The sequence below is a fragment of the Gordonia sp. 34D genome, from assembly GCF_056682775.1.
Genome location: NZ_CM155293.1, coordinates 2,409,418 through 2,432,675, shown reverse-complemented (window position 1 = coordinate 2,432,675; position 23,258 = coordinate 2,409,418). Strand labels below are relative to the sequence as shown.

The 23,258-nt window shown below is 63.3% G+C and carries 21 protein-coding genes; 11 read left to right on the top strand and 10 right to left on the bottom strand.

What is annotated here, in order from left to right; translation table 11 throughout:
- The first annotated feature begins 1 nt into the window (after position 1).
- The 3 genes from AC1L34_RS11255 to AC1L34_RS11245 all read left to right on the top strand — a co-directional run bounded on the left by AC1L34_RS11255 (position 2) and on the right by AC1L34_RS11245 (position 2,559).
- Positions 2-328: a phenol hydroxylase subunit P4 gene (locus AC1L34_RS11255; protein ID WP_424294075.1), complete on the top strand. Its 327-nt coding sequence runs from the start codon at positions 2-4 to the stop codon at positions 326-328.
- Between the two features lie 12 nt (positions 329-340).
- Complete coding sequence (locus AC1L34_RS11250; protein ID WP_424294074.1) at positions 341-1,411, top strand: 2Fe-2S iron-sulfur cluster-binding protein; 1,071 nt, start codon at positions 341-343, stop codon at positions 1,409-1,411.
- Between the two features lie 209 nt (positions 1,412-1,620).
- Positions 1,621-2,559: a hypothetical protein gene (locus AC1L34_RS11245; protein ID WP_424323321.1), complete on the top strand. Its 939-nt coding sequence runs from the start codon at positions 1,621-1,623 to the stop codon at positions 2,557-2,559.
- A gap of 72 nt (positions 2,560-2,631) precedes the next feature.
- On the opposite strand, the gene AC1L34_RS11240 is transcribed toward AC1L34_RS11245, so the two are convergent.
- The 4 genes from AC1L34_RS11240 to AC1L34_RS11225 form a co-directional block, all read right to left on the bottom strand.
- A complete protein-coding gene (locus tag AC1L34_RS11240) occupies positions 2,632-3,123 on the bottom strand; it encodes a hemerythrin domain-containing protein (protein ID WP_424293998.1) in 492 nt (163 codons plus the stop codon).
- 177 nt (positions 3,124-3,300) lie between these two features.
- Positions 3,301-3,606 carry a DUF1416 domain-containing protein gene (locus tag AC1L34_RS11235; protein WP_424293999.1) on the bottom strand — a complete coding sequence of 102 codons (306 nt, stop codon included), beginning with the start codon at positions 3,604-3,606 and terminating at the stop codon, positions 3,301-3,303.
- A 58-nt stretch (positions 3,607-3,664) separates the two neighbouring features.
- Positions 3,665-4,492, bottom strand: a complete 828-nt coding sequence (locus tag AC1L34_RS11230) for a sulfurtransferase (RefSeq protein WP_424294000.1) — start codon at positions 4,490-4,492, stop codon at positions 3,665-3,667.
- 133 nt (positions 4,493-4,625) lie between these two features.
- Positions 4,626-5,540: an LmeA family phospholipid-binding protein gene (locus tag AC1L34_RS11225; RefSeq protein ID WP_480034789.1), complete on the bottom strand. Its 915-nt coding sequence runs from the start codon at positions 5,538-5,540 to the stop codon at positions 4,626-4,628.
- Between the two features lie 114 nt (positions 5,541-5,654).
- On the opposite strand from AC1L34_RS11225, the gene AC1L34_RS11220 reads away from it, so the two are divergent.
- The 8 genes from AC1L34_RS11220 (at position 5,655) to AC1L34_RS11185 (ending at position 14,476) form a co-directional block, all read left to right on the top strand.
- Positions 5,655-6,398, top strand: coding sequence for a winged helix-turn-helix transcriptional regulator (locus AC1L34_RS11220; protein WP_424294002.1), 744 nt, complete (start codon positions 5,655-5,657; stop codon positions 6,396-6,398).
- Complete coding sequence (gene mshD, locus AC1L34_RS11215; RefSeq protein ID WP_424294003.1) at positions 6,391-7,335, top strand: mycothiol synthase; 945 nt, start codon at positions 6,391-6,393, stop codon at positions 7,333-7,335. Before AC1L34_RS11220 ends, mshD begins: the two co-directional genes overlap by 8 nt.
- A gap of 303 nt (positions 7,336-7,638) precedes the next feature.
- Positions 7,639-8,709 (top strand): phosphate ABC transporter substrate-binding protein PstS, encoded by a 1,071-nt coding sequence (gene pstS, locus AC1L34_RS11210; protein WP_424321852.1) that lies wholly within the window; start codon positions 7,639-7,641, stop codon positions 8,707-8,709.
- A gap of 23 nt (positions 8,710-8,732) precedes the next feature.
- Positions 8,733-9,782, top strand: a complete 1,050-nt coding sequence (gene pstC / locus AC1L34_RS11205) for a phosphate ABC transporter permease subunit PstC (protein WP_424295685.1) — start codon at positions 8,733-8,735, stop codon at positions 9,780-9,782.
- Positions 9,783-9,796: 14 nt separating this feature from the next.
- Complete coding sequence (gene pstA / locus AC1L34_RS11200; RefSeq protein ID WP_424321853.1) at positions 9,797-10,657, top strand: phosphate ABC transporter permease PstA; 861 nt, start codon at positions 9,797-9,799, stop codon at positions 10,655-10,657.
- Positions 10,657-11,433, top strand: coding sequence for a phosphate ABC transporter ATP-binding protein PstB (pstB, locus tag AC1L34_RS11195; RefSeq protein WP_424295679.1), 777 nt, complete (start codon positions 10,657-10,659; stop codon positions 11,431-11,433). The genes pstA and pstB overlap by 1 nt, the downstream gene beginning before the upstream one ends.
- A 133-nt stretch (positions 11,434-11,566) precedes the next feature.
- Complete coding sequence (locus AC1L34_RS11190) at positions 11,567-12,184, top strand: TetR/AcrR family transcriptional regulator (protein WP_424295681.1); 618 nt, start codon at positions 11,567-11,569, stop codon at positions 12,182-12,184.
- Between the two features lie 123 nt (positions 12,185-12,307).
- Complete coding sequence (locus AC1L34_RS11185) at positions 12,308-14,476, top strand: CocE/NonD family hydrolase (protein ID WP_424321854.1); 2,169 nt, start codon at positions 12,308-12,310, stop codon at positions 14,474-14,476.
- Positions 14,477-14,923: 447 nt separating this feature from the next.
- Here the strand turns inward: AC1L34_RS11185 and phoU are convergent, their stop codons facing one another.
- The 6 genes from phoU to AC1L34_RS11155 form a co-directional block, all read right to left on the bottom strand.
- Complete coding sequence (gene phoU, locus AC1L34_RS11180; RefSeq protein WP_424293709.1) at positions 14,924-15,586, bottom strand: phosphate signaling complex protein PhoU; 663 nt, start codon at positions 15,584-15,586, stop codon at positions 14,924-14,926.
- Between the two features lie 98 nt (positions 15,587-15,684).
- Positions 15,685-17,898, bottom strand: coding sequence for an LCP family protein (locus AC1L34_RS11175; RefSeq protein ID WP_424321855.1), 2,214 nt, complete (start codon positions 17,896-17,898; stop codon positions 15,685-15,687).
- 141 nt (positions 17,899-18,039) lie between these two features.
- Positions 18,040-19,125 carry a tRNA dihydrouridine synthase DusB gene (dusB, locus tag AC1L34_RS11170; RefSeq protein ID WP_424293605.1) on the bottom strand — a complete coding sequence of 362 codons (1,086 nt, stop codon included), beginning with the start codon at positions 19,123-19,125 and terminating at the stop codon, positions 18,040-18,042.
- Positions 19,126-19,256: 131 nt separating this feature from the next.
- A complete protein-coding gene (locus AC1L34_RS11165) occupies positions 19,257-20,249 on the bottom strand; it encodes an acyl-ACP desaturase (RefSeq protein ID WP_424324264.1) in 993 nt (330 codons plus the stop codon).
- 367 nt (positions 20,250-20,616) lie between these two features.
- Positions 20,617-22,359 (bottom strand): FAD-binding dehydrogenase, encoded by a 1,743-nt coding sequence (locus AC1L34_RS11160; protein ID WP_480035331.1) that lies wholly within the window; start codon positions 22,357-22,359, stop codon positions 20,617-20,619.
- A gap of 225 nt (positions 22,360-22,584) precedes the next feature.
- Positions 22,585-23,100 (bottom strand): nuclear transport factor 2 family protein, encoded by a 516-nt coding sequence (locus AC1L34_RS11155; protein ID WP_424323306.1) that lies wholly within the window; start codon positions 23,098-23,100, stop codon positions 22,585-22,587.
- Positions 23,101-23,258 lie beyond the last annotated feature (158 nt).

Below are 23,258 nucleotides of genomic sequence, written 5' to 3'. Positions count from 1 at the left end.
CATGGCTGTCAAGGCTCTCTACGACTACAAGTATCCCGCGGCCGACCGTGCCGAAATCTTCGGTGAGGATCAACTCCTCTACGTGCACTGGCTCGGGAATCCGCTGTTCTGTTCTGCTGGCTGCTTCCGGGCACCGCAGGCGATGAGTTTCAACGACTTCGTCTCCGAAATGGTGGTGCCCTTTGCCTCGACCGACCCGGAATTTGATCCGGCGTCGATCGCGAGTTGGCAGCTGTTCGACGACGCCTTCGACCCCGGGGACGGGACGTCGTCGTTGAAGGATCTCGGCGTCGGCCACAAGGCGCTGTTGAAGTTCACTACTGCCTGATCGGAGCGTTCGATGACCACAACCCACACGATCACGGTGGAGCCGCTCGGCACCGAGCTCACTTGCCGTGAGGACCAGTCGATCCTGGACGCCTGCCTCCGCAACGGCGTCTGGTTGCCACACGCCTGTACTCACGGGACGTGCGGAACCTGCAAGGCGGAGGTGCTCGACGGCACCATCGACTACGGCGATGCGTCGCCGTACGCACTCTTGGAGAGTGAACGGGACGACGGGGCCGCGCTGATGTGCGTGGCGACGCCGCGGTCGGACGTGGTCATCGAAGGCGACGTGGAGATCGAGGAGGGGATCACCATGTATCCCGTCCGCGACTTCACGGGCACCGTGGAGATCCTCGACGAGGTGGCACCCGACGTGCGTCGTCTGGTGATTGAACTCGATGAGCCGTTGAACTTCAATCCAGGCCAGTATGTGCAGCTCAACCTGCCCGACGGCGACAACCGCCCGTATTCGATTGCGAGCTCGCCGCACGATCCGCAGCGCATCGAACTGCACATCAAGCGGACCGAGAACGGTGTCGCGACCGACGGCTGGGTTTTCGACACCTTGGCAGTTTCCGACGCCGTCTCGCTGTCCGGACCGTATGGAAAGTTTTACTTTCGGCCCGACCGCGACAAGCCCCTGCTGCTACTCGGCAGCGGCACCGGTCTCGCACCGCTGGTGTCGATCCTCAAGACCGTCATGGCGATCGAAGATGAGGAAGGGGAGTGGGAACACGAGGTGGTGCTCTACCACGGTGTCGCGATGGGCGACGGCCTCTACGACCGCGACTGGTTCCAAGAACTGGCCGACGAGCGTGACTGGTTCTCGTACCGTCCCGCCGTCTCCCGGGAGGAGTTCGACGGTCGGCAGGGTCGCGTCCCCGCCCTGCTCACTGAGGACTTTCCCCGCGCTGGCGGCAACGTCGCCTACATTTGCGGTAACCCCGCCATGGTCGAAGACACCATGCGTGCCCTGATGAAGGCCCGACTCTTCCCGCGCGACATCTACCGCGAAGACTTCTTCGACGCCGCCGACCGCGCCAGCGGCGCCCACGTGGTCCGAAGTCCGCTGATAAAGCGGTAACCCGGCGGGTAGTCGTGCGGGTAGCGGGTAGCGGGTAGTCGTAGGGCGTTCGCGTAGTTCGTTGGTTCTCGCTCCCGCACAGACGGAGCGAGAACCAGCGAACTACGCGAACTCCGTCGTCGGGTGCTGCTCGCTCGCGGAGTGCCGGAGCCTGCGGATAGCGATGGAACCGGATTGGGCTCGGCTGCGTCTAAGTATGTATGCGGGGAATGGATGAGCACGGGCTGATCTGGCGGACGTTGGCACTCGACTCGGGAGTGAGCGAGGCCAAAATGAATCGGGCGATTCGACAACAGTGGATCCTGCCTGTTGGACGAGGCGTCTATGTGCGTGCCAAGGACCTGCCCGAGGATCCTGGAGAACGTAAGCGTGAACTGTTCCGGCGCCGATCGCTGGCCGCAGCGATCGGTCTTGAAAGAAATGCGCCCGACGGTGGACGGACACTCAGCCATCAGTCGGCAGCGTCGTTGCTTGGCTTGCAGTTGCTCCTGCCGGATCTCGGAACAATCCATATCACCAACGGCCGATCTGCTGGTGGGAAGCTCATCGAGGGCCGCATGGTCCATGCAGGTCTGCTCGACGAAGACGACGTCACCGTAGTCGGTGGAGTCCGCGTCACTAGCCTCGCCAGGACTGCCGTCGACGTCGCGCTCTCCCTCTCCGACTTTGCGCAGATTCTCACGGTCTTCGACAGTGCTCTGCGCGCCGGCGTCGCCAGGGAAGAACTCGAGCGTCGTCTGATGGGGCCTCGCCATGGTGTAGCCGCTGCGCGACACGCTTTGGCTTACGCAAACGGACTGTCGGACAATCCTGGCGAGTCGTGGAGTCGCGCGCAGATCATCGAATGTGGTCTGCCCGTACCGATCCTGCAATCGAAGTACGAGCTGCGAGACGGCGCGATCGTCTTCTGTGATTACGACTGGGAAGGAAAAGCCGTTGGGGAGTTCGACGGTTTCAAAAAGTACCGACGCACACTGCTCAAGCCCGGCACCGATCCTGAAGACGCGGTGACCGCGGAGAAGATCCGCGAAGACAAACTCCGCGACCTCGGCCTCGGGGTGATCCGCTGGTGGTGGGAGCACCTTGTGACGCGGACGTTGGAAGCTCACTTGCGCCAGAATCTGCCGCGCTGGGGCGTCGTCCTTTAGGTCTTCGCGTACTTCGTTGACTCTTGCTCCCGCACAGACGGAGCGAGAACCAGCGAAGTACGCGAACGCGACCTACCCGGCGGCGCGGGCGGGTTCCCAGCCTTCGGGGGTGGTGCCGTCGGTGAGGAAGTCGCGGAGGAAGGCTTGGGAATCGTCGTCCATGTCGGAGTCGAGGTGCGGGTAGATCACCGGCTCTTCTTTGGAATTGTGATTGTCGAGAAGTTCAAGCATCGCGCTGCATTCCGCGACGACGGTGCTTCGCGTGGGCTCTTGGTCGACGTCGTCGGCCGACAATTGTTCGTCGAGGGCGGCCATGCGGCGCCACATTTCGCCGTGCTCGTTGAGCATCACCATGATCGGCATCATCAGCGGGCCGTTGCGGAGCTGCGGAAATACCAGCTCCTCTTCCAAATAGATGTGCCTGCGCAAAGCATTCATCGCCTCGGTGAGGGGCGCCGCCCACTCGCGGACGTTTCCCGAAGGCGACGCCGCCACGAACTTCTCGATGCCCGCATCAATCGCGTGATGTTCGACGGTGAGGACCTCGGCGAGGGTGGCGGACATGGCTGGCTCCTTCTAGGACGTGGCGATTTGTGCGTGATGTCCACGTTACGCCCGTTGGCCAAACCCTCAGCCCGAGAAAAGCACAGCAAAACGCACAGTGCCCCAACCCGCGAACGCGGACAGGGGCACTGCGACTTGGAACCGTCTGCGACTCGAAGGCACAGGCGGAAGATAGAGCTACTTGGAGACGGTGACGTCCTGGTTGTGAACGCCGGGGCCCTCGGGGGCGATGGTGACATCGCCATTGCCCTGCGAGCTCAGCGCACGCAGAGTCCAGGTGCCGGGAGCGGCGAAGAAACGGAAATCGCCGGTGGCCGAAGCGACAACCTCGGCGGTGAACTCGCCGGTGCCGTCGAGCAGACGCACAAAGGCGCCAGCGACGGGGTTGCCCGAACCGTCGACGACCTGACCGGTCAGAACGGTTTCCTTCTCGGTATCAACGCCAGCCGGAAGGGTCTGACCCTGCTTAGGTGCTGCGCACATGTCGTAAGTCCTCTCAGAGACTTTCAGTTAAGGGGGACTGAAGTATTGGTAGAAGCGCTTAGCGCTCGATGGGGGCGCCGACCAAAGAGCCGTACTCGACCCAGCTGCCGTCGTAGTTCTTGACGTTGGTCTTGCCGAGGAGTTCCTGCAGCACAAACCAGGTGTGGCTCGAACGCTCGCCAATGCGGCAGTACGCGATCGTTTCCTTCGAATCGTCGAAACCCTTGTCTGCGTAGAGGGCAGTCAGGGCGTCGTCGGACTTGAAGGTGCCGTCTTCGTTGGCGGTCGACGACCACGGGATGTTGATAGCGCTCGGGACGTGGCCGCGCTGCTGTGCCTGTTCCTGCGGCAAGTGAGCCGGTGCGGCAATCTTGCCGGAGAACTCGTCAGGGCTGCGAACGTCAACCAGATTCTTGGAGCCGATCGAGTTGATGACCTCGTCGCGGAAGGCGCGGATTGAGGTGTCTGCGGCCTGGGCAACGTAGTTGGTGGCTGCGCGGGTGACATCGTCGCTGCTCAGCGTGCGACCGTCGAGTTCCCACTTTTTGCGGCCACCGTCGAGCAGACGGACGTCCTTGTGGCCGTAAATCTTGAAGTACCAGTAGGCGTAAGCGGCGAACCAGTTGTTGTTTCCGCCGTAGAGAACCACGGTGTCGTCGTTGGCGACGCCGCGCTCGCTCAGCAGGGCACCGAACTGGTCGGCGTCCAGGAAATCGCGACGCAGACCGTCCTGCAGGTCCTTGCGCCAGTCGAGGCGGATGGCGCCCGGGATGTGGTTCGTGTCGTAGATCGAGGTGTCTTCGTCGACCTCAACAAATACGACGTTGTCGGTGTTCAGATTCTCTTCAGCCCAATCAGCGCTGACGAGCACATCGGAGCGTGCCATGGTGGTTCCTTTCGATGGGTCACTGCACGACAAAACTGCAGATGACGGCATGGGAAAATCGCGGGTTTGTGGCACAAGGAGACGTTGTTTTACCGACCCCGGTGCTGCATGTGAACGACCCTACAACAGGAATTTAGGGGCCAGCGGGGAGCGGATTTGCGTAGTCAATTCCGCGTACGGCAACCGCTGGGGTCTCCCCGATGGCGACCAAGTCGCTTCCCCTGCTCAGGGCGTGTTTTGCGGTCGCTCCCCATGCCATTTGGAGGGCTGGGAGGGTGGTTGAAAACCTTTTTAATACCGCTGAGCGAAACTCCTGTGGAACGTCCGCGGAGTAGTGCTCCTCTGGTCCGTTGTAGAAGTCCGTCGCCTCAATCCGGATACGACCGTCAACTACCGAGACCTTCGCCGAGACGCTGACCTTTACTTTCGGCGCGGTATAGGCGGCAGCTGACGGCGGAAAGCCATTCTGCGTCTCCGGTGAGCCCGGCAGGGGTACGGTGCCGCTGATCATGATGCCCTCGGTGCGCTCGAGAAGACCGTCGCCGGGACCGCCGCCGCCAGCCTTATCTTCGGGGGCTGGCGTATTGACGTAGAGATCGATGATGCCCATGAGGCGACCAAGGGTGGGGGAGTCGATGCGCGTCTCAGCCGTCATCGACGTCGCGTGCAGCACAGTCTCCGGCCCGATGTTGGAAGTGTTGCCCAGCGTCGCCGAGTGCAGTCGTGCATCGACGGTCGATGTGCAACGCGGTGTGTCCGCGCATCCGCCGATCGGTACGCCAGCGGCACTGATAAGGACCGAGCTGAACTCGCCGGAACTCTTGTGCGCCAAGAAAGGGAAGCCGCCCAAGATCACGTCGGGCTCAAAGGGAACTCCCGGTGATGCCTGGATGGCGCGCGCCAACCGATGCTCGGCGCGGGACGCGGAGAAGTCGTTGACCACCAGCGCCACCAGGGCGCCAACGACGACGACAACGAGGGCCCACGCGGCCGCTTGCAGGAAGCGACGGGGCGCGCGCTTTGGGGTGAGGGAGGATGTTTCGGGCATCGGCGCTATTCTGTCACTAGTGTTTCTCGTTTTACGAGGCACTCACTACCGGGAGCTGCGACCAGCGTCGATCGACAGCCCAACAACTGAGCCACGACTTGATTGGAGTCATACGTGGACCTGTTGCTGTTGACCGACGAGCAAACTGCCGAAGCTGTCCTGGGATCACTCTCCTTGCTTCCGCACCGCGTAGCTCTGCTTCCCGCAGAGACATCAGCGCTGGTGCAATTGGGTGAGCCGCAAGCAATTTTGGTGGACGCTCGCACAGATTTAAGTGCTGCCCGCACCATGTGTCGGCTCGTTTCCGACACCGGGACGGCCCCCGTGGTGGCCGTCGTCGCCGAGGGTGCACTCGTCGCAGTGAATGCCGACTGGGGCATCGACGACTTCCTGCTGCCCAGTACCGGGCCCGCCGAATTGGACGCCCGACTGCGCCTGGTCACCACACGCGCCAACGGCACCATCGACGAGCCACAAGACAAGGTGACGCTCGGTGAGCTGGTGATTGACGAGTCGACGTACACCGCACGACTACGCGGTCGGCCCATCGATCTGACATACAAGGAATTTGAGCTCCTGAAGTTCCTCGCCATGAACGCAGGCCGGGTGTTCACTCGTGCTCAACTGCTCCACGAAGTGTGGGGTTACGACTATTTTGGTGGCACCCGCACCGTCGACGTCCACGTGCGACGACTGCGCGCCAAGCTCGGCAGCGACCACGAGTCGCTGATCGGTACGGTCCGCAATGTTGGTTACAAGGCGGTGAAGCCGTCGCGCCGCAGTGAACGCGACGGGTCCGGGCAGGCGAGTCCCGGCCCACGGTCGGATTCGGCCGATACATTGGACGGTGATGAGTGAGCACCGTGAGCCCCGAATTGTTGCCGACGCACTAAGCGCGGCGGACGTCGCCTTTGCCCGCGACCTGTGTGAGCGCGCCGAACGCGTCGACGGCATTGCGCCGCTCGCCGAGCAGGCGCGGTTCGCGATCTCGTCCGGCGCCGACCTGCACCTGTTGTCCGAGCACGGTTACGCCAACGTGATTGCCGCCCGCGATGGGGGCGCAGCGATGGTGGAAGCCGTCGTCGACCCGGAGTTCCGTGGACGCGGCGAAGGTCGTGCCCTGGTTGATGCGGCGCTGTCCGCAGCCGAGGGCGTGCCGGGGTCGGAGAAACCGCAGGTGTGGGCCCATGGCGACTTGCCTGCCGCAACCTTTGTCGCCGCCGCTTTGGGCTTGGAGCGGGCGCGTGAACTGTTGCAGTTGCGTCGGCCAGTGTCGGTGGAGGCCGGTGCCCAGCCCTTGCCGGAGATTCCCGAGCGCGACGACATCGTCGTACGGACCTACGCTGGGCCCGCCGACGACGCGGAAATTTTGCGCGTCAACAACGACGCCTTCTCCTGGCATCCGGAGCAAGGCGGCTGGACCCAGGCGGAGATCGACGAGCGCACCGGCGCGGACTGGTTCGATCCCGCCGGGGTGTTCCTGGCCTTCGACTCCACCGACCCTGCGAAGTTGTTGGGCTTTCACTGGACCAAGATCCATCCCGCGGTCGGCGACGAACCGGCACTCGGCGAGGTGTACATCGTGGGTGTGGACTCCGCAGCCCAGGGTCGCGGACTCGGTTCGCTACTCACCTTGGCTGGCTTGCACTACATGGCCGCGCTGACCGACGACGACGGTCCGCTGCTCAAGGAAGTGGAACTGTACGTCGAAGGCGACAACGCCGCCGCCCTGCACACTTACGAACGCCTCGGCTTCACCCGCTACACCGCCGACATCGCCTACCGTCGCGCTTAGCCTTCGCCGGCCTTCTCCTCCGCTCCTCCCTCGCGGCGTTCTCGCATGATGCGTCGATTCCCGCACTATGTCCGACGTAGTGCGGGAATCAACGCATCATGCGAGAACGGCGGGCGGAGCCCGCGGAACGGGGGCTGGGAGCGGGGGTGACCGACGTCAGACCGGGTGACACCGGGCAAACACCAACCGTTCATGTTGCGGTCCGCACTGTTCCCCGATGCGTAACTCGCACGTTCCTCTGTCCTAACCGGGCGTCGATACTTTCGCCTCGTACCTGAACAGATGAAAGGCGACACCACCGACATGAGCGCGTCCCCCAAGCTCGCCCGCAATGCGGGCATCGCTGTAGCAGGCCTTGCTGCAGCCTCCATCGTCCTCACCGCTTGCGGTGGAGGCGACTCGTCAACCGGCACGATCACCGGTGAGGGTTCGACCGCGCAGCAGAAGGCGATGGAACACTTTTCCAGCGTGCTGACCGACAACGACGGCGCGATCCTCGACTACACCGGATCCGGTTCGGGCGACGGCGTCAAGAAATTCCTTGCCAGCGACGTCAACTTCGCGGGCTCCGACTCGCCGCTCAAGGACGCTGAAGTGGCATCTGCCAAGACGCGTTGCGGGGGCAACGACGCGTGGCACCTGCCTTTGGTTGCCGGTCCGGTCGCCATCGCCTTCAACGTTCCCGGCGTCGACAAGCTCAACCTCAACGCTCCGGTCCTGGCGAAGATCTTCGACTCCAAGATCACGAAGTGGGACGACGCCGCCATCAAGGCCCTGAACCCGGGCGCCACGCTGCCGTCGTCGACCATCATCCCCGTGCACCGCAGCGACAGCTCGGGCACCACGGACAACTTCACCCGCTACCTCAACACCGCCGCTCCCACGGAGTGGCCGTACGAGCACAGCAAGGAGTGGACGGGTCACGGTGGTTCGGGCGCAGCCAAGTCGACCGGCGTCGGTGACACGGTCAAGAAGACTGAAGGCTCCATCACGTACGTCGAGTGGGGCTTCGCGACTGAGAACAACCTGTCCGTCGCCGCGATTGACTTCGGTGCTGGTGCCACGGAACTGACCAAAGAGACCGCAGGTAAAGCGCTCGACGCCGCCAAGTTCGTTAAGCCCGACAGCAAGGACCTCGTCGTTGACACCAGCGCGCTCTACACGCTGAAAGAAGCCGGTGCGTACCCGCTGGTCCTGACGACCTACGAGATCGTCTGCTCCACCGGCTACGCCGATGCCGAGGTCTCGAAGAACCTCAAGGCATCGTTCACGACCATCCTCGACAAGGGTCAGGAAGGCCTCGACAAGCTCGGCTACGTGCCGCTGCCTGAAGCCTTCAAGACCAAGCTTCGCGGAACGATCGACGCGCTGTGACCAGGTCGGACACTCCCGTGACCATGCGTCCCGACGGTGACGCGGGCCCGGCCGTGTCCGACGCGGTCGCCGGCCCCCAGCATCAACTTCCCGATGTTGGGGGCCCCGGCCAGCGGAAGACCGCCGAGCCGAGCGCCCTCACCGGTTCGACGATCTCGCGCATCGGCGACAAAATCATGTCCCGACTCGCCACGGGCTCTGGTCTCCTGGTGTCGATTGTCATCGGCCTGATCGCCCTGTTCCTGCTGATTCAGGCGATCCCGTCGCTGGTGAAGAACTCGGCGAACTTCTTCGCGTACACCGGTACGTGGGAAGTGTCGGGCGAAACCATCAAGTTCGGTATCCCGCAGCAGTTCTATGCGACGGTCCTCGTGGCCGTGATCGCCCTGATCATCGCCATGCCGATCGCCCTCGGTGTGGCACTGTTCGTCACCGAATACGCGCCGAAGAGGATTGCCGGTCCGGTTGCCTACATCGTCGACCTGTTGGCCGCGATCCCATCCATCGTCTACGGGCTTTGGGGCATCCTCGTGTTGGGGCCAGCCATGGTGGGGCCCAACCAGTGGCTCGTCGACAACCTGGGCTTTCTCCCGTTCTTCAAACAGCCAGAGAACGCGGCAAACATGTCGACCGGCGGCACCCTGCTGACCGGTGGCATCGTGCTGGCGATCATGATCCTGCCGGTCATCACCGGCGTGACCCGGGAAGTTTTTGCCCAGACGCCGCGCGGTCACCGCGAGGCCGCGCAGGCCCTCGGTGCCACGCAGTGGGAAGTGGTTCGCTACGCGGTTTTGCCCTTCGGCTTCTCCGGCTACATCAGTGGTGCCATGCTCGGCCTCGGTCGTGCGCTCGGTGAGACGATGGCGCTGCTCCTGATTATTTCGGCCGCCGGTCCAATCAACTTCAATCTGCTCGAAAGCGGCCAGACGCTAGCCACGGTGATCGCGAACAACGCCGCCGAGTTCGATTCACCCGTCAAGACGGGTGCCTACATTTCCGCAGGCCTCGTCCTGTTTGCCCTCACGTTCATCGTGAATGCGGCGGCGCGCAGCGTCATCGCCCGTCGGGCCTGAGTCAAGGAGAGACAGTGGAACTGACTCAACAATTATCTGGCCGACGACGCGGTACCGACGGCCTCGTCCGCGGTGCCGTGATGGCGTCGGTGGTCGTGGCGATCCTGCCGCTCGGGTGGCTCGTCTACACCCTGATTTCCCGCGGTATCGGGCCGGTTTTGGACATCGGCTGGTGGACGCAATCTGAACGGTACGGCGGAGCCGTCAATGCCATCCTCGGCACCCTGATCCAGACGGGAATCGCTGCTGTCGTTGGTATCCCGCTCGGTGTTCTGGTGGCGATCTATCTCGTCGAATACGCCGACACCAGCAAACGGCTGGTTCGAATCACCACCTTTATGGTCGACGTCCTCTCCGGCGTGCCGTCGATCGTCGCCGCACTGTTCATCTACGCCGTATGGCGCACCACCTTCGATATGCCGCGCTCCGGTTTTGCCGTCGCGCTGTCGTTGGTGCTGCTCATGGTGCCGCTGGTGATCCGGGGGACCGAAGAAATGTTGAAGATCGTCCCGCAAGACCTCCGTGAGGCCGCGTACGCGTTGGGTGTGCCGAAGTGGAAGACGATCCTGCGGGTGGTCCTCCCGACCGCGATGTCGGGCATCATCACCGGCGTCATGCTGGCGATCGCTCGCGTGATGGGGGAATCAGCACCGGTCTTGATCCTGGTCGGTGCCACCCAGGCGACAAACCTGAATCCGTTTGTCGGCAACCAGCAGTCGTTGCCGCTGATGATGCTGCAGGACTACAACAAGGGTCCAAGCGGCTACGAGACAGTCTGGGGTGCGGCCTTAACCCTGGTCATCGCGGTTGCAATCGTTTATGTCCTCGCTCGGGTGCTGGCCCGGTTTACTGGACCCCGAATGGAGAAGAGCTAATGGCTAAGAGCCTGACTTTAGAAGATCTCAACGTCTACTACGGCGACTTTCACGCGGTGAAGGACGTGTCGGTGAGGATCGCGCCGAAATCGGTGACCGCTTTCATCGGCCCGTCGGGCTGCGGTAAATCGACGGTGCTGCGCACGCTGAATCGCATGCACGAGGTGACGCCCGGCGCCTACGCGACCGGCACCGTGAAGTTGGACGATGTGGACCTGTACGGCAAAAACGTCGACCCGGTGGCAGTTCGCACCAGTATCGGCATGGTTTTTCAGCGGGCCAATCCGTTCCCCACCATGTCGATTCGGGACAACGCCGTCGCCGGCCTGAAACTGGCCGGGGTGCGCGATAAGGCCAAGCTTGACGAGGTTGCCGAGGCCAGCCTGCGGGGTGCCAACCTGTGGAATGAGGTGAAAGACCGCCTCGACAAGCCGGGCGGTGGACTGTCGGGTGGGCAGCAGCAGCGACTGTGCATTGCGCGCGCGATCGCAGTCTCGCCCGAGGTGCTTTTAATGGACGAGCCCTGCTCGGCACTTGACCCAATTTCGACGTTGGCTATCGAAGATCTGATTGCCGAATTGAAGAGCAATTACACGATCGTCATCGTTACGCACAACATGCAGCAAGCTGCCCGCGTTAGCGATAAGACGGCTTTCTTCAACCTTTCCGGTGCAGGTCAGCCGGGGCAGTTGGTGGAAGTTGGGGCCACTCGCGAGGTGTTCTCCAACCCGGTCCGCAAGGAGACTGAGGACTACATTTCGGGTCGATTCGGCTAGTCCGAACGCACGCTCCGTAACGACAAAACCCCGGTCGCGCCCCCTGCGCGGCCGGGGTTTTGCCATTCCCATCCCCAGTGACTACCGTCACGAGAAGACATCGTATCGATCAAACGATCAACTTGAAGGCGACATGGCTAGGCTCACAGTTCAGCAGCGACGCGAGGCCGCGATCAGCGCGACCATGCGCGTTATTGCGCGCGACGGAGTGGAAGCAGCCACTACCCGCCGGATCGCCGAGGAGGCCAATGTCGGCCAATCGAGCCTCTTCTACGCCTTCGACTCGCGCGCCGAACTCCTGGCCGCCGTCGTCGAATACGGCATCGGACAAGAACTCGCAGCGATGGACACCTGGCTGAGCGAAGCCTCCCAGGTGCTCTCCACCGCCAAAATGAGCATCACCGATGTACTCGAAGGTGCCTTCGATGTTTTCCTACACGACCTCATCGAGAACCGAGATCGCGAACATGCACTCGTCGAACTGGCGCTCTACGCTCAGCGAACCGACGACCTGGCACACCTAGCGGACAAGCTCTATCGGGGCTACTACGAACTTGTTGGCGGACTCTTAACCGTGGCCGCGGAAACCACCGGCACAGTATGGACCCTGCCTGCAGAAGAACTGTCGACGATCGTCGTCGCAATGACAGACGGCATGACCCTCAGCTATTTGAGTACCGGCGACCGCAAGGTGGCCCAGCGAATCGCCGACGGCGGCGTGCAACTGATGCTCGGATACATCAAGCGATAGCAGTGCAAGGCCCCGACATTGGCGGGGCATCGAACAAGATCGGGGATGAAAGTGTTCAAAGGCCAATTCGGCCTGCGCTCAACGGTGGCCACGGCAGCCGTTCTCGCAGTAACAGTCGCGAGCGTGAACGCGGCGCCAGACGCCGCTGCCGCGCAGCGCGTTCATGTTGGCGGAGGTGTCAGTCAGGCGTACCTGACCGATGCTCGGCCAGGTACCTCGTTGACGCTCGTCGACTCGGCTGGAAACCAGGCTGGTTCGGGTGTCGCCGACAAACTCGGTTCGCTGATCGTGCGCGACTTGCAACCCGGCCAGTACCGCTTCGTTGGCAAGGGCATCAGCGCGGCACCGGTTGCGGTGACCAGCAAGGACTCCCCGCCGCCGAACCCGTCACTGTACGGCCAGAAGCTGCACGAAGGGCTCAACTATGTCACCATGCGTGATGGCATCTCGATCGCCGCAACCGTTCGTCTCCCGATCGGCAAGAAGCTGTCCGACGGTCCATTCCCGACCGTAATCGAGTACTCGGGCTACCAGAATGCCGCTCCCGGCGACCTGATTGTCGGTGCCGCTGGCGAAAAGCTCGGCGTGAAGGATCCGCTGGCGCCGGCGTCGTCGGTCATCGTTGGCGCAACCCTCGCCCCGCAAATGTTGGGCTTCGCTTCGGTTAGCGTGCAGATGCGTGGATCAGGTTGCAGCGGTGGCGATTTCGGACTCTTCGACGACGCGGCGGCGTTCGATGCCTACGACATCATCGAGACGCTTGGCCGCCAGAACTGGGTCAAGGGCGGCAAGGTCGGCATGGTCGGCATCTCGTTCTCGGCAATCTCACAGATGTACGCCGCGGGCACCCGCCCACCGCACCTGGCAGCCATCGCCCCCATGAGCACCACCGATGACCTGTACTCCACCGGTCTGCCCGGCGGTATCTACAACAAGGGCTTCGCCAACACCTGGCTCAAGGAACGGGTCCAGAACGCGCAGCCTGCACCCAAGGGTGGCCAGCCGTGGGCCATCGCCCGCGTCAACGGCGGCGACAAGGTTTGCAAGAACAACCAGAAGCTCCGTCTGCAGACTCTTAACGCCTTCAAGCTGATCCGCGACAACCCGACGCGTGCAGCCCAGATTTACCGCGACCGGTCGATCGCTGACTGGGCCGAGAAGATTGACGTCCCCGTGTTCCTCGTTGGCGCAGGCCAAGATGAGCAGACCGGCGCCAACTGGGTTAACGTCATTCCGCACCTCGACCACAACCCCAACGTGTGGGTCAACATCATCAACGGCCACCACTTTGATTCGCTCGGACCGCAGATCATGTCGCGCTGGGCCGAGTTCCTGCAGATTTTCGTTGCCGATCAGGTGCCGCACACGCCGCCGCAGATGCAGCCGCTCGGAACCGCAGTCTTCCCTGCGGCCACCGGTGCACCGGGTCAGACGATTCCGAACATGCGGTTTAGCAACTCCACCTCGGTCGCTGACGCCAAGGCACGCTTCAAGGCGAACACCCCGCGATTGTGGGCCCTGTTCGACAACGGTGGCGGTTCGGCCGGATTCGGTGGACTGTCGTCGCCGTGGCAGAAGTCGCTGAACGGTTGGCCGTCGAGCACCGAGAAGATGCACCTCAACGCCAAGGGCAAGCTGGGTACTTCGGCGACGGGCGGCGAAGTGTCGTTCAACCCGAATCCCGCTAACCGGCCGATGAACACGCTCAAGGACGCATCGACCGACACCGCCGCAGCGTGGGGTATCAATCCCGACTACAACTGGCAGCAGGCGCCCGGCCGCAGTGGCCTGGGATTCATCAGTGCACCATTGCCGAGCGACAAGATCATGCTGGGCAACGGCTCGGTGACGCTACGTGTCAAGAGTTCCGCACCCGTCACCGACCTTCAGGTCACGGTCACCGAGGTCGACAAGGCAGGCAACGAGACGTCGGTGTCGACCGGTGTGCTGCGGTCGACGTTCCGCGGTGACGGCACCGCGCCGGACTACTACCGCCAGGTCCCGATGGCTGACGGATTCAACCTGATGACCGTTGCGCTGAACCCGATCATGCACGGCTTCCGTAAGGGGAACCGGATCCGCATCCTGGTGTCCGCGCCCGGCGGCGATCTGCCAGCATGGCAGTTCGAGACCCTCCGCACCGGTGGCAAGGTTGTCGACACGATCGACCTGAGCGGTTCGTTCGCGACACTCCCGGTGATCTCGGGTTCCGTCCCGGGTAACGCACCGCCCTGCGGCTTCCTCCGCGGTGCCGCCTGCCGGCCTTACAAGCCCGCCTTCAACGGCGGATAGTCGTAACGGCAACGCAACACGGCCGTCGGACCTTCGGGTCCGGCGGCCGTCGTCGTTCGTCCCCGGCCGCCCCGCGCCGCGTCGTTCTGCGCCCGATCGGCCTCGCGCCGCGCCCGATCTGCACTTTTCTGTCACGATTCGACCCAATCATCACCAAAGGGCCAGATCGGTGACGGTTGGGCCGACGCAGGACCGTCGTATGCGACAGAAAGGTGCAGATTCAGACGTTCGACGACGCGTCGAACCTACGGCGCTTACCTAACGTTGCGCCGAACTTGGGTTGGGCCCGGAGACCGGTTTTGGAACTTTTCTGTCACCGCTAGCTGAAAATCTGCTGCACAACCGTCGCCAAATGCATGGATCGGTGACGGGTAGGCCGAAACGCGACAGAAAAGCGGAACTTGCGCGGAGCGCGGAACGCGAACGCCGCGCGGAACGACGGCGGGACTAGCTGGCTTCGAGAAGTTGCTCGGGAGTTTTTCCGGTGGCCTGGAAGACGACGCGGCGGGCGATGAGGACGGCGTGGTCGGCGAAGCGCTCGTAGTAGCGACCCAACAGGGTCACGTCGACGGCGGCGGCAACACCGTGGCCCCACTCGCGGTCCATCATTACCGTAAACAGGTGACGATGCAGGTCATCCATGGCGTCATCGTCGTCCATCAAGCTCAACGCGTCGTGGTAATCCTGGTTCTCCAAAACCCGTCGCGCGTTCTGCGCCACTTCGACCGCCAAGCGGCCCATCTCTTCAAAATAGCCCTGCACCTCGTCAGGAAGGACTTTCGCCGGATGCCGGCGGCGTGCGACCTTCGCGACATGTAAAGCGAGCGCACCCATTCGGTCGATCTCCGACACCAGCTGGAAACCACTGACCACCGACCGCAAGTCGCCGGCCACCGGTGCCTGCAAGGCGAGTAACCCGAAAGCCTGATCCTCGGCCTTGGCAGACATCTCGGCGACTGCATCGTGGTCGGAAATCACCTTCTCGGCCAACTCCAAATCCCCCTCGAGGAGGGCCTGGGTAGCTTGGGCCATGGCAATGCCAACCTTGTCGACCATGTCGCCGAGAACCGTGTTCAGTGCAGTCATCTGCTCCTGATAAGCGTCACGCATAATGCCAACTTTACGGAAGCTGTTTAGCTTCTCAACGAGGGCAGGGTGAAGTCGTCGTTAACTCTTGGCGGACGACGAGTACCGGCAACAACAGGCCGTTACGTGCAGGTGGTATCGCCAGCGTTGGTGACCGACAAGTCGTTCGGAAGGTCGCTGTTGCCGACGTGGGCAGGCAGTTCACTGACAGTCAAGGTGGATCCGACCGCAGGTGCGGACGCTATCGATTCAATTCCGGCGAAGTCCGCTCCAAGGATCACTTCGACGCCCGCCTTCACGGAACTGTCGGCCTGGATCTTTGCGCCCGGGAACATCTTTGCGATAGTCGCGGCCGAATCCTTCGCTCCCGTGCCATACCGCACGACAGTCGACGTCTGCTTCTCCGACGAATCGGCGACACCACCCACATTGACGCCCTGGCGAAGGAGTTCTTCCATCACATTGGTCGCGAGGCCCGACTGGTCGGTGCCGTTGAGGACGCGGACGCTGACATTGGACGTGTCTTGTGCGGTCAGTTCCTTCTTGACCGGTGCCTGCGGCGAGGGTGCCTTCGTGGTGCTCTCCGGCTTGGACTTCTTCTCGCCGGGCAGGGGCTTGTCGTCGATGATGGCGTTGAAGATCGCGTCGATATCTTCCATGCGCGGAATCTCGTTGTTCTCACCGTCGGTCGTGGTGCCAGCCGTCGGAACGGTGAGGAACGTGACGCGTCCGGCTTCCATGCCCTGCATCGATTCGGCGAGCTGAATGAGCGAGTCGGTATCAACATTGTCGACGTAGCTGTTCTTGATGAACGTCTGGACGATCTTGTTCAGCTTCGACGGATTCGACAGCACGTCGCTCGACAGCGACGACCGCAGCAGCGACGACATGAACAACTGTTGGCGTTTGATACGACCGTAGTCGCCGTTGCCTTCGGCCGAGATATGGCGTGCACGAACGTACTTGAGAGCCTGTCCCGCGGTCAGCTTCTTGGTGCCTGCCTTGCGGAGGATGGTGCCGAGTTCGTAGTCGTAAAGGGGAACGGTGGAGCAGACAGTGACACCGCCGAGGGTGCGGACCACTTGCTCAAAGCCGGAGAAGTCCATGGCGATGAAGTGGTTGATGTTGAGGCCACTGATCTGTGTCAGCGTCTTCACCAGGCAGTTGGGGCCACCGTCGGCGTACACGCCGTTCAGCTTCACTCCGCTCGCAGCCTCGAGTGTGCCGGAGTACGACGCTGTGGTGTTGTCCCAGCTTTGGCATTCGGGCCGGTCGACGGCCAGGTCACGCGGCCAAGAAACGGCAACGACGCGACTGCGGTCGGCCGGGATATTCACCAGGAGGACGGTGTCGGAGCGGGCGCCCTCCACGGACGACGCGTCACCGGCACCAACCTTGGAGTTCTTGCCTGCACGGGAATCGGTGCCGACGATGAGGTACGTCTCGTCGCCGTTCTGATCCTGCGGTTTACGGATATTGGAACTGTTGGGGTCGAGGGCGTTGACGACGTTCCAGCCGCCATTCCACCCGCGCTTCAAGTTCCAGACGTAGCCGGTACCGACGAGCGACAGCAGGCACGCCAAGCCCAACAAAATACGACCACCGTTTGTGGCCGCCTTCCGGGTGCGCTGCTTGGCGGTCAGGCTGCGTCGACCGCCGCCGATCTTCTCGAACGCGGCGGTGAGGTCGGGCGTGGGTTCCAGGGGACGCCGACGTTTGCGTGGTTCGTCGACGGCCTCGGGTTCGGCGTCCTCGTCCATCGCCGCGGGACTGCGCGTCACCCGTGTTTCCGGTGCCGGGGCCTGACGTTGTCCGCGCGATTCCTCAGACAGTCGGGCTGCGGTCGCCGTGTCGGACAGGTCGACTGCGGGATCGTCGGTCACTGCCGGAATCATCTGCGTTACTTCGGCAGACGCTGGCGGCTGCACTGGCGGCACGGGCGGCGGTGTGGGTCGACGCCGCGGCGGTTGCGGGCGGGACCCGGCGCGCTGGCTCGGTGCCGCGTAGCGGTCCGCCGATTCGGGGGTGGCGGTGTCGTCGACGCCCATCTGCTCCATGAGCTGACGGACCGTCAGCCGTCCGCGGGGGCGCACATAGCCTTCGCGGGCGGCTGGTTCACGCAAGCCTTCGGCACGCTGGCCTGGTCCGCCGGGAGCGGGGACATTGCGGCGAGGGTCGGTCGGTCCGGCGCTCCGGGGCGCGGGCGGGGTGCTGCCGGGAGTGCCGAAGCGGGTGCGGAAGTCGTACGTCCCGGACTCCCGTGCACGACGAGGTCGCCGGGGCTGGGCCGGCTGGTCGTCGGGCGACTCGGGAGAGTCGGGGCGGTCAGAACTCACAGCACTACTTTCTCTTCTGGCATCGGGGAGCGCCGGTCGCCGCAGCGACCATTAGCAACAGTGTCCTGGGAACAACGGCGTTTGGCACATATTAATCGGCGTGCCTGAGAACTTCCTACGCCTCGGGACACGATGGCGCGGTTAGCCGCCCGCTGCCAAGGTCTCGGAGTCTTCGGGTACCACGTCCTCTTCGGGGTCGTCCAACCATCCCTCGGGCAGTGCCACCGCCGCTGGCGAGCCCTGCCGTCCGCGGGGACCGTGCCCATCGGCGGGGAACGGCGTGTCCTTCGGTAGGGCGTCGACAAGTTCGTGCAGGTCGTCGAGCGTTTTGACCAGCGCGAGCGACGATCGCAAGTCCGACCCCGCAGGGAACCCGCGCAGATACCACGCGACGTGCTTGCGGATTTCGCGCATGCCCTTCATTTCGCCGTGGTGGGCGGCGAGGAGTTCGCCGTGACGAATCATGATCTGGGCAACTTCACCGAGGTTCGGGGGTGTGGGGCATTCCACTCCGCGCAGGCGGGCCGACAGCTCGGCGAACAGCCACGGGCGCCCGAGGCAGCCGCGGCCGATGACGACCCCGTCGCACCCGGTCTGCTCCATCATGCGGACGGCGTCGTCGGCTTCAAAAATGTCACCGTTGCCGAGGACCGGGACGGACGTGACGTGTTCTTTGAGCCGGGCGATCTCGTCCCATACGGCAGTTCCGGAGTACCGCTGCGACGCGGTTCGCGCATGCAGGGCCACCGCCTGGGCGCCCTCTTCGGCGGCAATACGACCGGCGTCAAGGTGCGTGTGGTGGTCGTCGTCGATCCCGATGCGGAACTTCACGGTCACCGGAATATCGGTGCCCTCGGTGGCGCGCACGGCGGCGGCGACGATGTTGCGGAACAGGCGACGCTTATAGGGGATCGCCGAGCCGCCGCCCTTTTTCGTGACCTTGGGGACTGGGCAACCGAAGTTGATGTCGATGTGGTCGGCGAGGTTCTCGTCGACGATCATCTTGGCTGCTTGATAGGTGTATTCGGGGTCGACGGTGTAGAGCTGCATGGACCGCGGCGTCTCTGTCGGATCGAACGTTGTCATGTGCATCGTCACCGGATGCCGTTCGACGAGGGCCCGCGCCGTCACCATTTCGCACACGTACAGGCCGGAGACGGTGCCGGTGCGCGCCAGTTCGAGTTCGCGGCACAGCACGCGGAAAGCGACGTTGGTGACGCCAGCCATCGGTGCCAATACGACGGGGCTACCGAGTTCGATCTTGCCGATCCGCAGTGGTTTGCGATCAGCGAGTTCAGACACGACTCCGGCGCCTTCGGTGGTGATTGAAGGCGCCGGGGCGGTTGGTGTTGAGGTGGTCAGGACGCTTGCTTCTCTCGCTTAGCTGCCTCGCGGGCGAGCGCACGATCGCGCATTTCCTCGAAGCGCGTCGCGTCCTTGTCGAGCTGCTCGAGGAACGCAGCCAGCTCGTCGCGAGTGCGTTCACCGTCCGAACCAAAGTCGTTGCGTTCGAAGACGTTCCACTTACGCAGGACGGGCGCGATGACCTCGTCGAGGTGCTGGCGGAGGTCGTAGATGCCGTGCTTGGCCATCAGCACACCGTGGCGACGGAAGTTCGGCATGCCCGCGCCCGGCATCTGGAAGTTCGTCACGATGTCAGTCACTGCGCGCAGCGTCTGGTCGGGCGAAATGTCCATGCCCGCACCGCAGATGTTGCGGTAGAAGATCATGTGAAGGTTCTCGTCGGCGGCGATGCGCTGCAGCATGCGGTCGGCGACCGGGTCGTTGCACGCCTTGCCGGTGTTGCGGTGGCTCACGCGCGTCGCGAGTTCCTGGAAGGTCACGTACGCGACCGAATGCAGGAGACCGATCTCTTCGCCGCTGGCGCGCATCTCGTCGGCGCGGTCGGCGGCGGCGAGGATGGGGTCGTAGCCGTTGGTCATGTGGATCATGCGGGCTTCTTCAAGCGCCACGGGATCGACGCCGCGGGTGACGACCAGGTAGTCGCGCATGGCGATACCGTGACGGTCTTCCTCAGCGGTCCAACGACCAACCCAGTGGCCCCAAGCGGAGTCCATCGAGAAGTTCTCGGCGATCACCCGGTGGTACGAGGGCAGGTTGTCCTCGGTCAGCAGGTTGGTGATCATCGCGGCCTTGGCGACCTCGTCAAGGGGCGACTGCTCGGGGTCGTAGTCGGTGCCACCGAGTGCTGCGTAGTTTTTGCCTTCGTCCCACGGAACGTAGTCGTGGGGGTTCCAATCGCGGGCCGTCTTGAGGTGACGATTGACGTTGGCCTCAGCGGTCGGCTCCAACTCTGTGAGGAGTTCGAGTTGTGTGAGTTGACGTGCCATCGGGGTTCCTCTGGTCGGGGGTGATTCGTTTCGGGCGGCGGTCGTGCCTTCTCGGCGACACACCCGACATGCGTACTTAGGTTCCAGGCTACGTCACGTAGGCAATGGTCCCAAGTTAGTTGTCCCACGTTTCATCGCCCAGAAACGACGTTTCGTTACCCGCTGCACGTCCGATATTACGGTCCCGTAGGTTTCCGTCACGTATTTCACGGGCGCCGTCGTCGTTCATGAAAGTCGTGCCGCCCCACCCCGTACGCCCCCTGTGCGGGCCCTGCCCTTCGTTCTCGCATGATGCGTCGATTCCCGCACTATGTCAGACATAGTGCGGGAATCGACGCATCATGCGAGAACGGCCAGGGGGCGGGGGTTAGACCAGTCGGCGGGCGGCGCGGCCGGCTTGGCGGCCGCTGAAGAGGCAGCCGCCGAGGAAGGTGCCCTCCAGGGCACGGTAGCCGTGGACGCCGCCGCCGCCGAAGCCCGAGGCCTCGCCGACCGCCATCAGTCCGTTAATCGGCTTGCCGTTCTCGTCCAAGACGCGGCCCGACAGGTCGGTCTGCAAACCGCCCAGCGATTTACGGGTCAGGATGTTCATCTTGATCGCGACCAGCGGTCCCGCCGCGGGATCCAAGATGCGGTGCATCGGCTGGGTCCGGACCAGATTGTCGCCGATGTAGGCCAACGACCGACGGATCGCCTTGATGCCGTCGTCCGTCGAGCGGGGGTTCATCGACTCAGCATCGCGATGCTTGATCTGACGCTTCAGTGCAGCCGCATCGAGATGATTGGTGCCGACGAGCTTGTTCATTTTGGCCGTCAACTCTTCGACGCTGTTCGCCGTCACAAAGTCGGGGCCGCGGTCGAGGAATGCCTGCACCGGCTTCGGCACGTCGTCGATCACGCGGTTGGCCAGATATGCCGCCAAGTTCTTGCTCGTCAGCTCCGGATTTTGCTCGGAGCCCGACAGAATGAATTCCTTCTCGATGATTCGCTTGTTCAGCACAAACCACGAGTACTCAAACCCCGACTTCTGAATCAGCTCCAACGTGCCGAGGGTGTCCATGCTGGGAATGCCAGGGGTGGGGAAGCGACGACCGGCGCCGTCGAACCACATCGACGACGGTGCCGCCAACACGCGGATGCCGTGACCGGGCCAGATCGGCGAGTGGTTGCGGAGGCCTTCGGTGTAATGCCACATGCGGTCGCGGTTCACATGGCGGGCACCTGCGGCTTCGGCGATCCCCAGCATCCGACCGTCGACGTGCGCGGGCACACCGGTCACCATGTGCTCCGGCGGATTGCCGAGACGGGCGGGCCAGTTGCGTCGAACAAGTTCGTGGTTGCCGCCGATGCCGCCCGATGCCACGATCACCAGCGGTGCGTGGAACTCGAAGTCGCCGACCACGGTGCGCGACGACGCCTTACCGCGCGGCTGCGAGGTCGCGGCGAGAACGCTGCCGCGGATCCCGACCACGTCGTCGCCGGAGGTGAGGAGTTCGTCTACGCGGTGCCGGAACTCAAAGCGCACCAGGCCTGCGCGCTGGGCGGCCTTAATACGTCGGACAAATGGCTCGACGACACCGGGGCCGGTGCCGAGGGTGGTGTGGAAACGGGGCACGGAGTTGCCCACACCGCCGGGGGTGCCGTCGCCACGCTCGGCCCAGCCGACCACCGGAACCCACAGCATGCCCATTCCTGCGAGCCATGAGCGCTTTTCCCGGTGTGCAAAATCGAGGTAGTGCTCGGCCCACTGTCGGGCCCAATAGTCTTCGCCACCAACGCTATTGGGATTACGGTCGAATCCCGCGGTGGCGAACCAGTCGCGGCGAGCGCGTTCGGGACTGTCGTGGATGCCAGCCAGCCGTTGCTCGGGGCTGTCGATAAAGAACAGCCCGCCGAGACTCCAATGCGCCTGCCCACCGAGGTTGGCACCGGACTCCTGATCAACGATCAGGACTTTCTTCTTCCGGTCGGTCAACTCGCATGCCGCAACCAAGCCGGAAAGGCCGTGCCCAACGATGATGACGTCGGCATCTTGTTTGGGCCCTGCTGACGCGATTCCGCTTCCGGGCGCGACGAGGGTGGTCGCCAGCGCTGCACCGCCTGCGGCCATCACCTGTCGGCGCGTGAGGGACGGATTCAGCGAGGGATGCACGGGTGGCCTTCCGGATTGGCGTCAAACACTTCGGGATCGCGCGATGACCCTATGCGAGAGGGTCGAGTCTCAACGGGATTTGGCCAATCACGGCACGATTACGGGCTTGCACACCCTCATTCCGGCGCAGCGCGTTGAATTTGCTACCTATAGGGTCGCAAAATCAACGCGCTGCGACTGCTCCTACGACTTCCGCGCGAACATGGCGCCGAAAGTGTCCATCCACTTCTTGGCGGGTTCGTCGAGGGTGCCGTGTTCGGCGGCGCGTTCGCACCAGCGACGGGTCATCAGGCCGAACTCCATCGGGTTGTAGACGTCTTCCTCGCAACTCCAGAGGCCGTCGCCCGCGTAGGTGAGGATGGTGATGTTGGTGGCGGTAAAGACGGAGCCATCACCGGGGTCGCGCATGGGGTTGTCGACTTCGCAGATCACGCGGCCGGTCTCGGGGTCGACGACGTGCCACAGCGACGGGTACTCCACCATGTGGCTGCCGGGGAACGCGTTCATCGTCTTGTTGATCCAGGCGCGAATCTCCTCCCGCCCGCTGAACTGTCCGTAGGCGTGCTCAATGTAGGTGGCGTCAACGGTGAATTGGTCGGCCCAGCGATCCCAATCCTTACTGATGGCGATTTCGGCAACCGTCTTCTGGAACTGGGCAAATGCGTCATTGAGTTCGGCGGCGGAGAACTTTGGGGTCATGGATGCCGATGGTAAGGGGGATTCGGACAAGTCGGAGGCAATCGGGCCGCGACGGCACGCCTTGGTCGACGACGTGGTGTCATTCGAAAAGGCTAGTGCGGTGCGTCCCAACTCGGCTACTCCTGGGTAGCATTCGACTCCGAACTAAGCAGCTATCT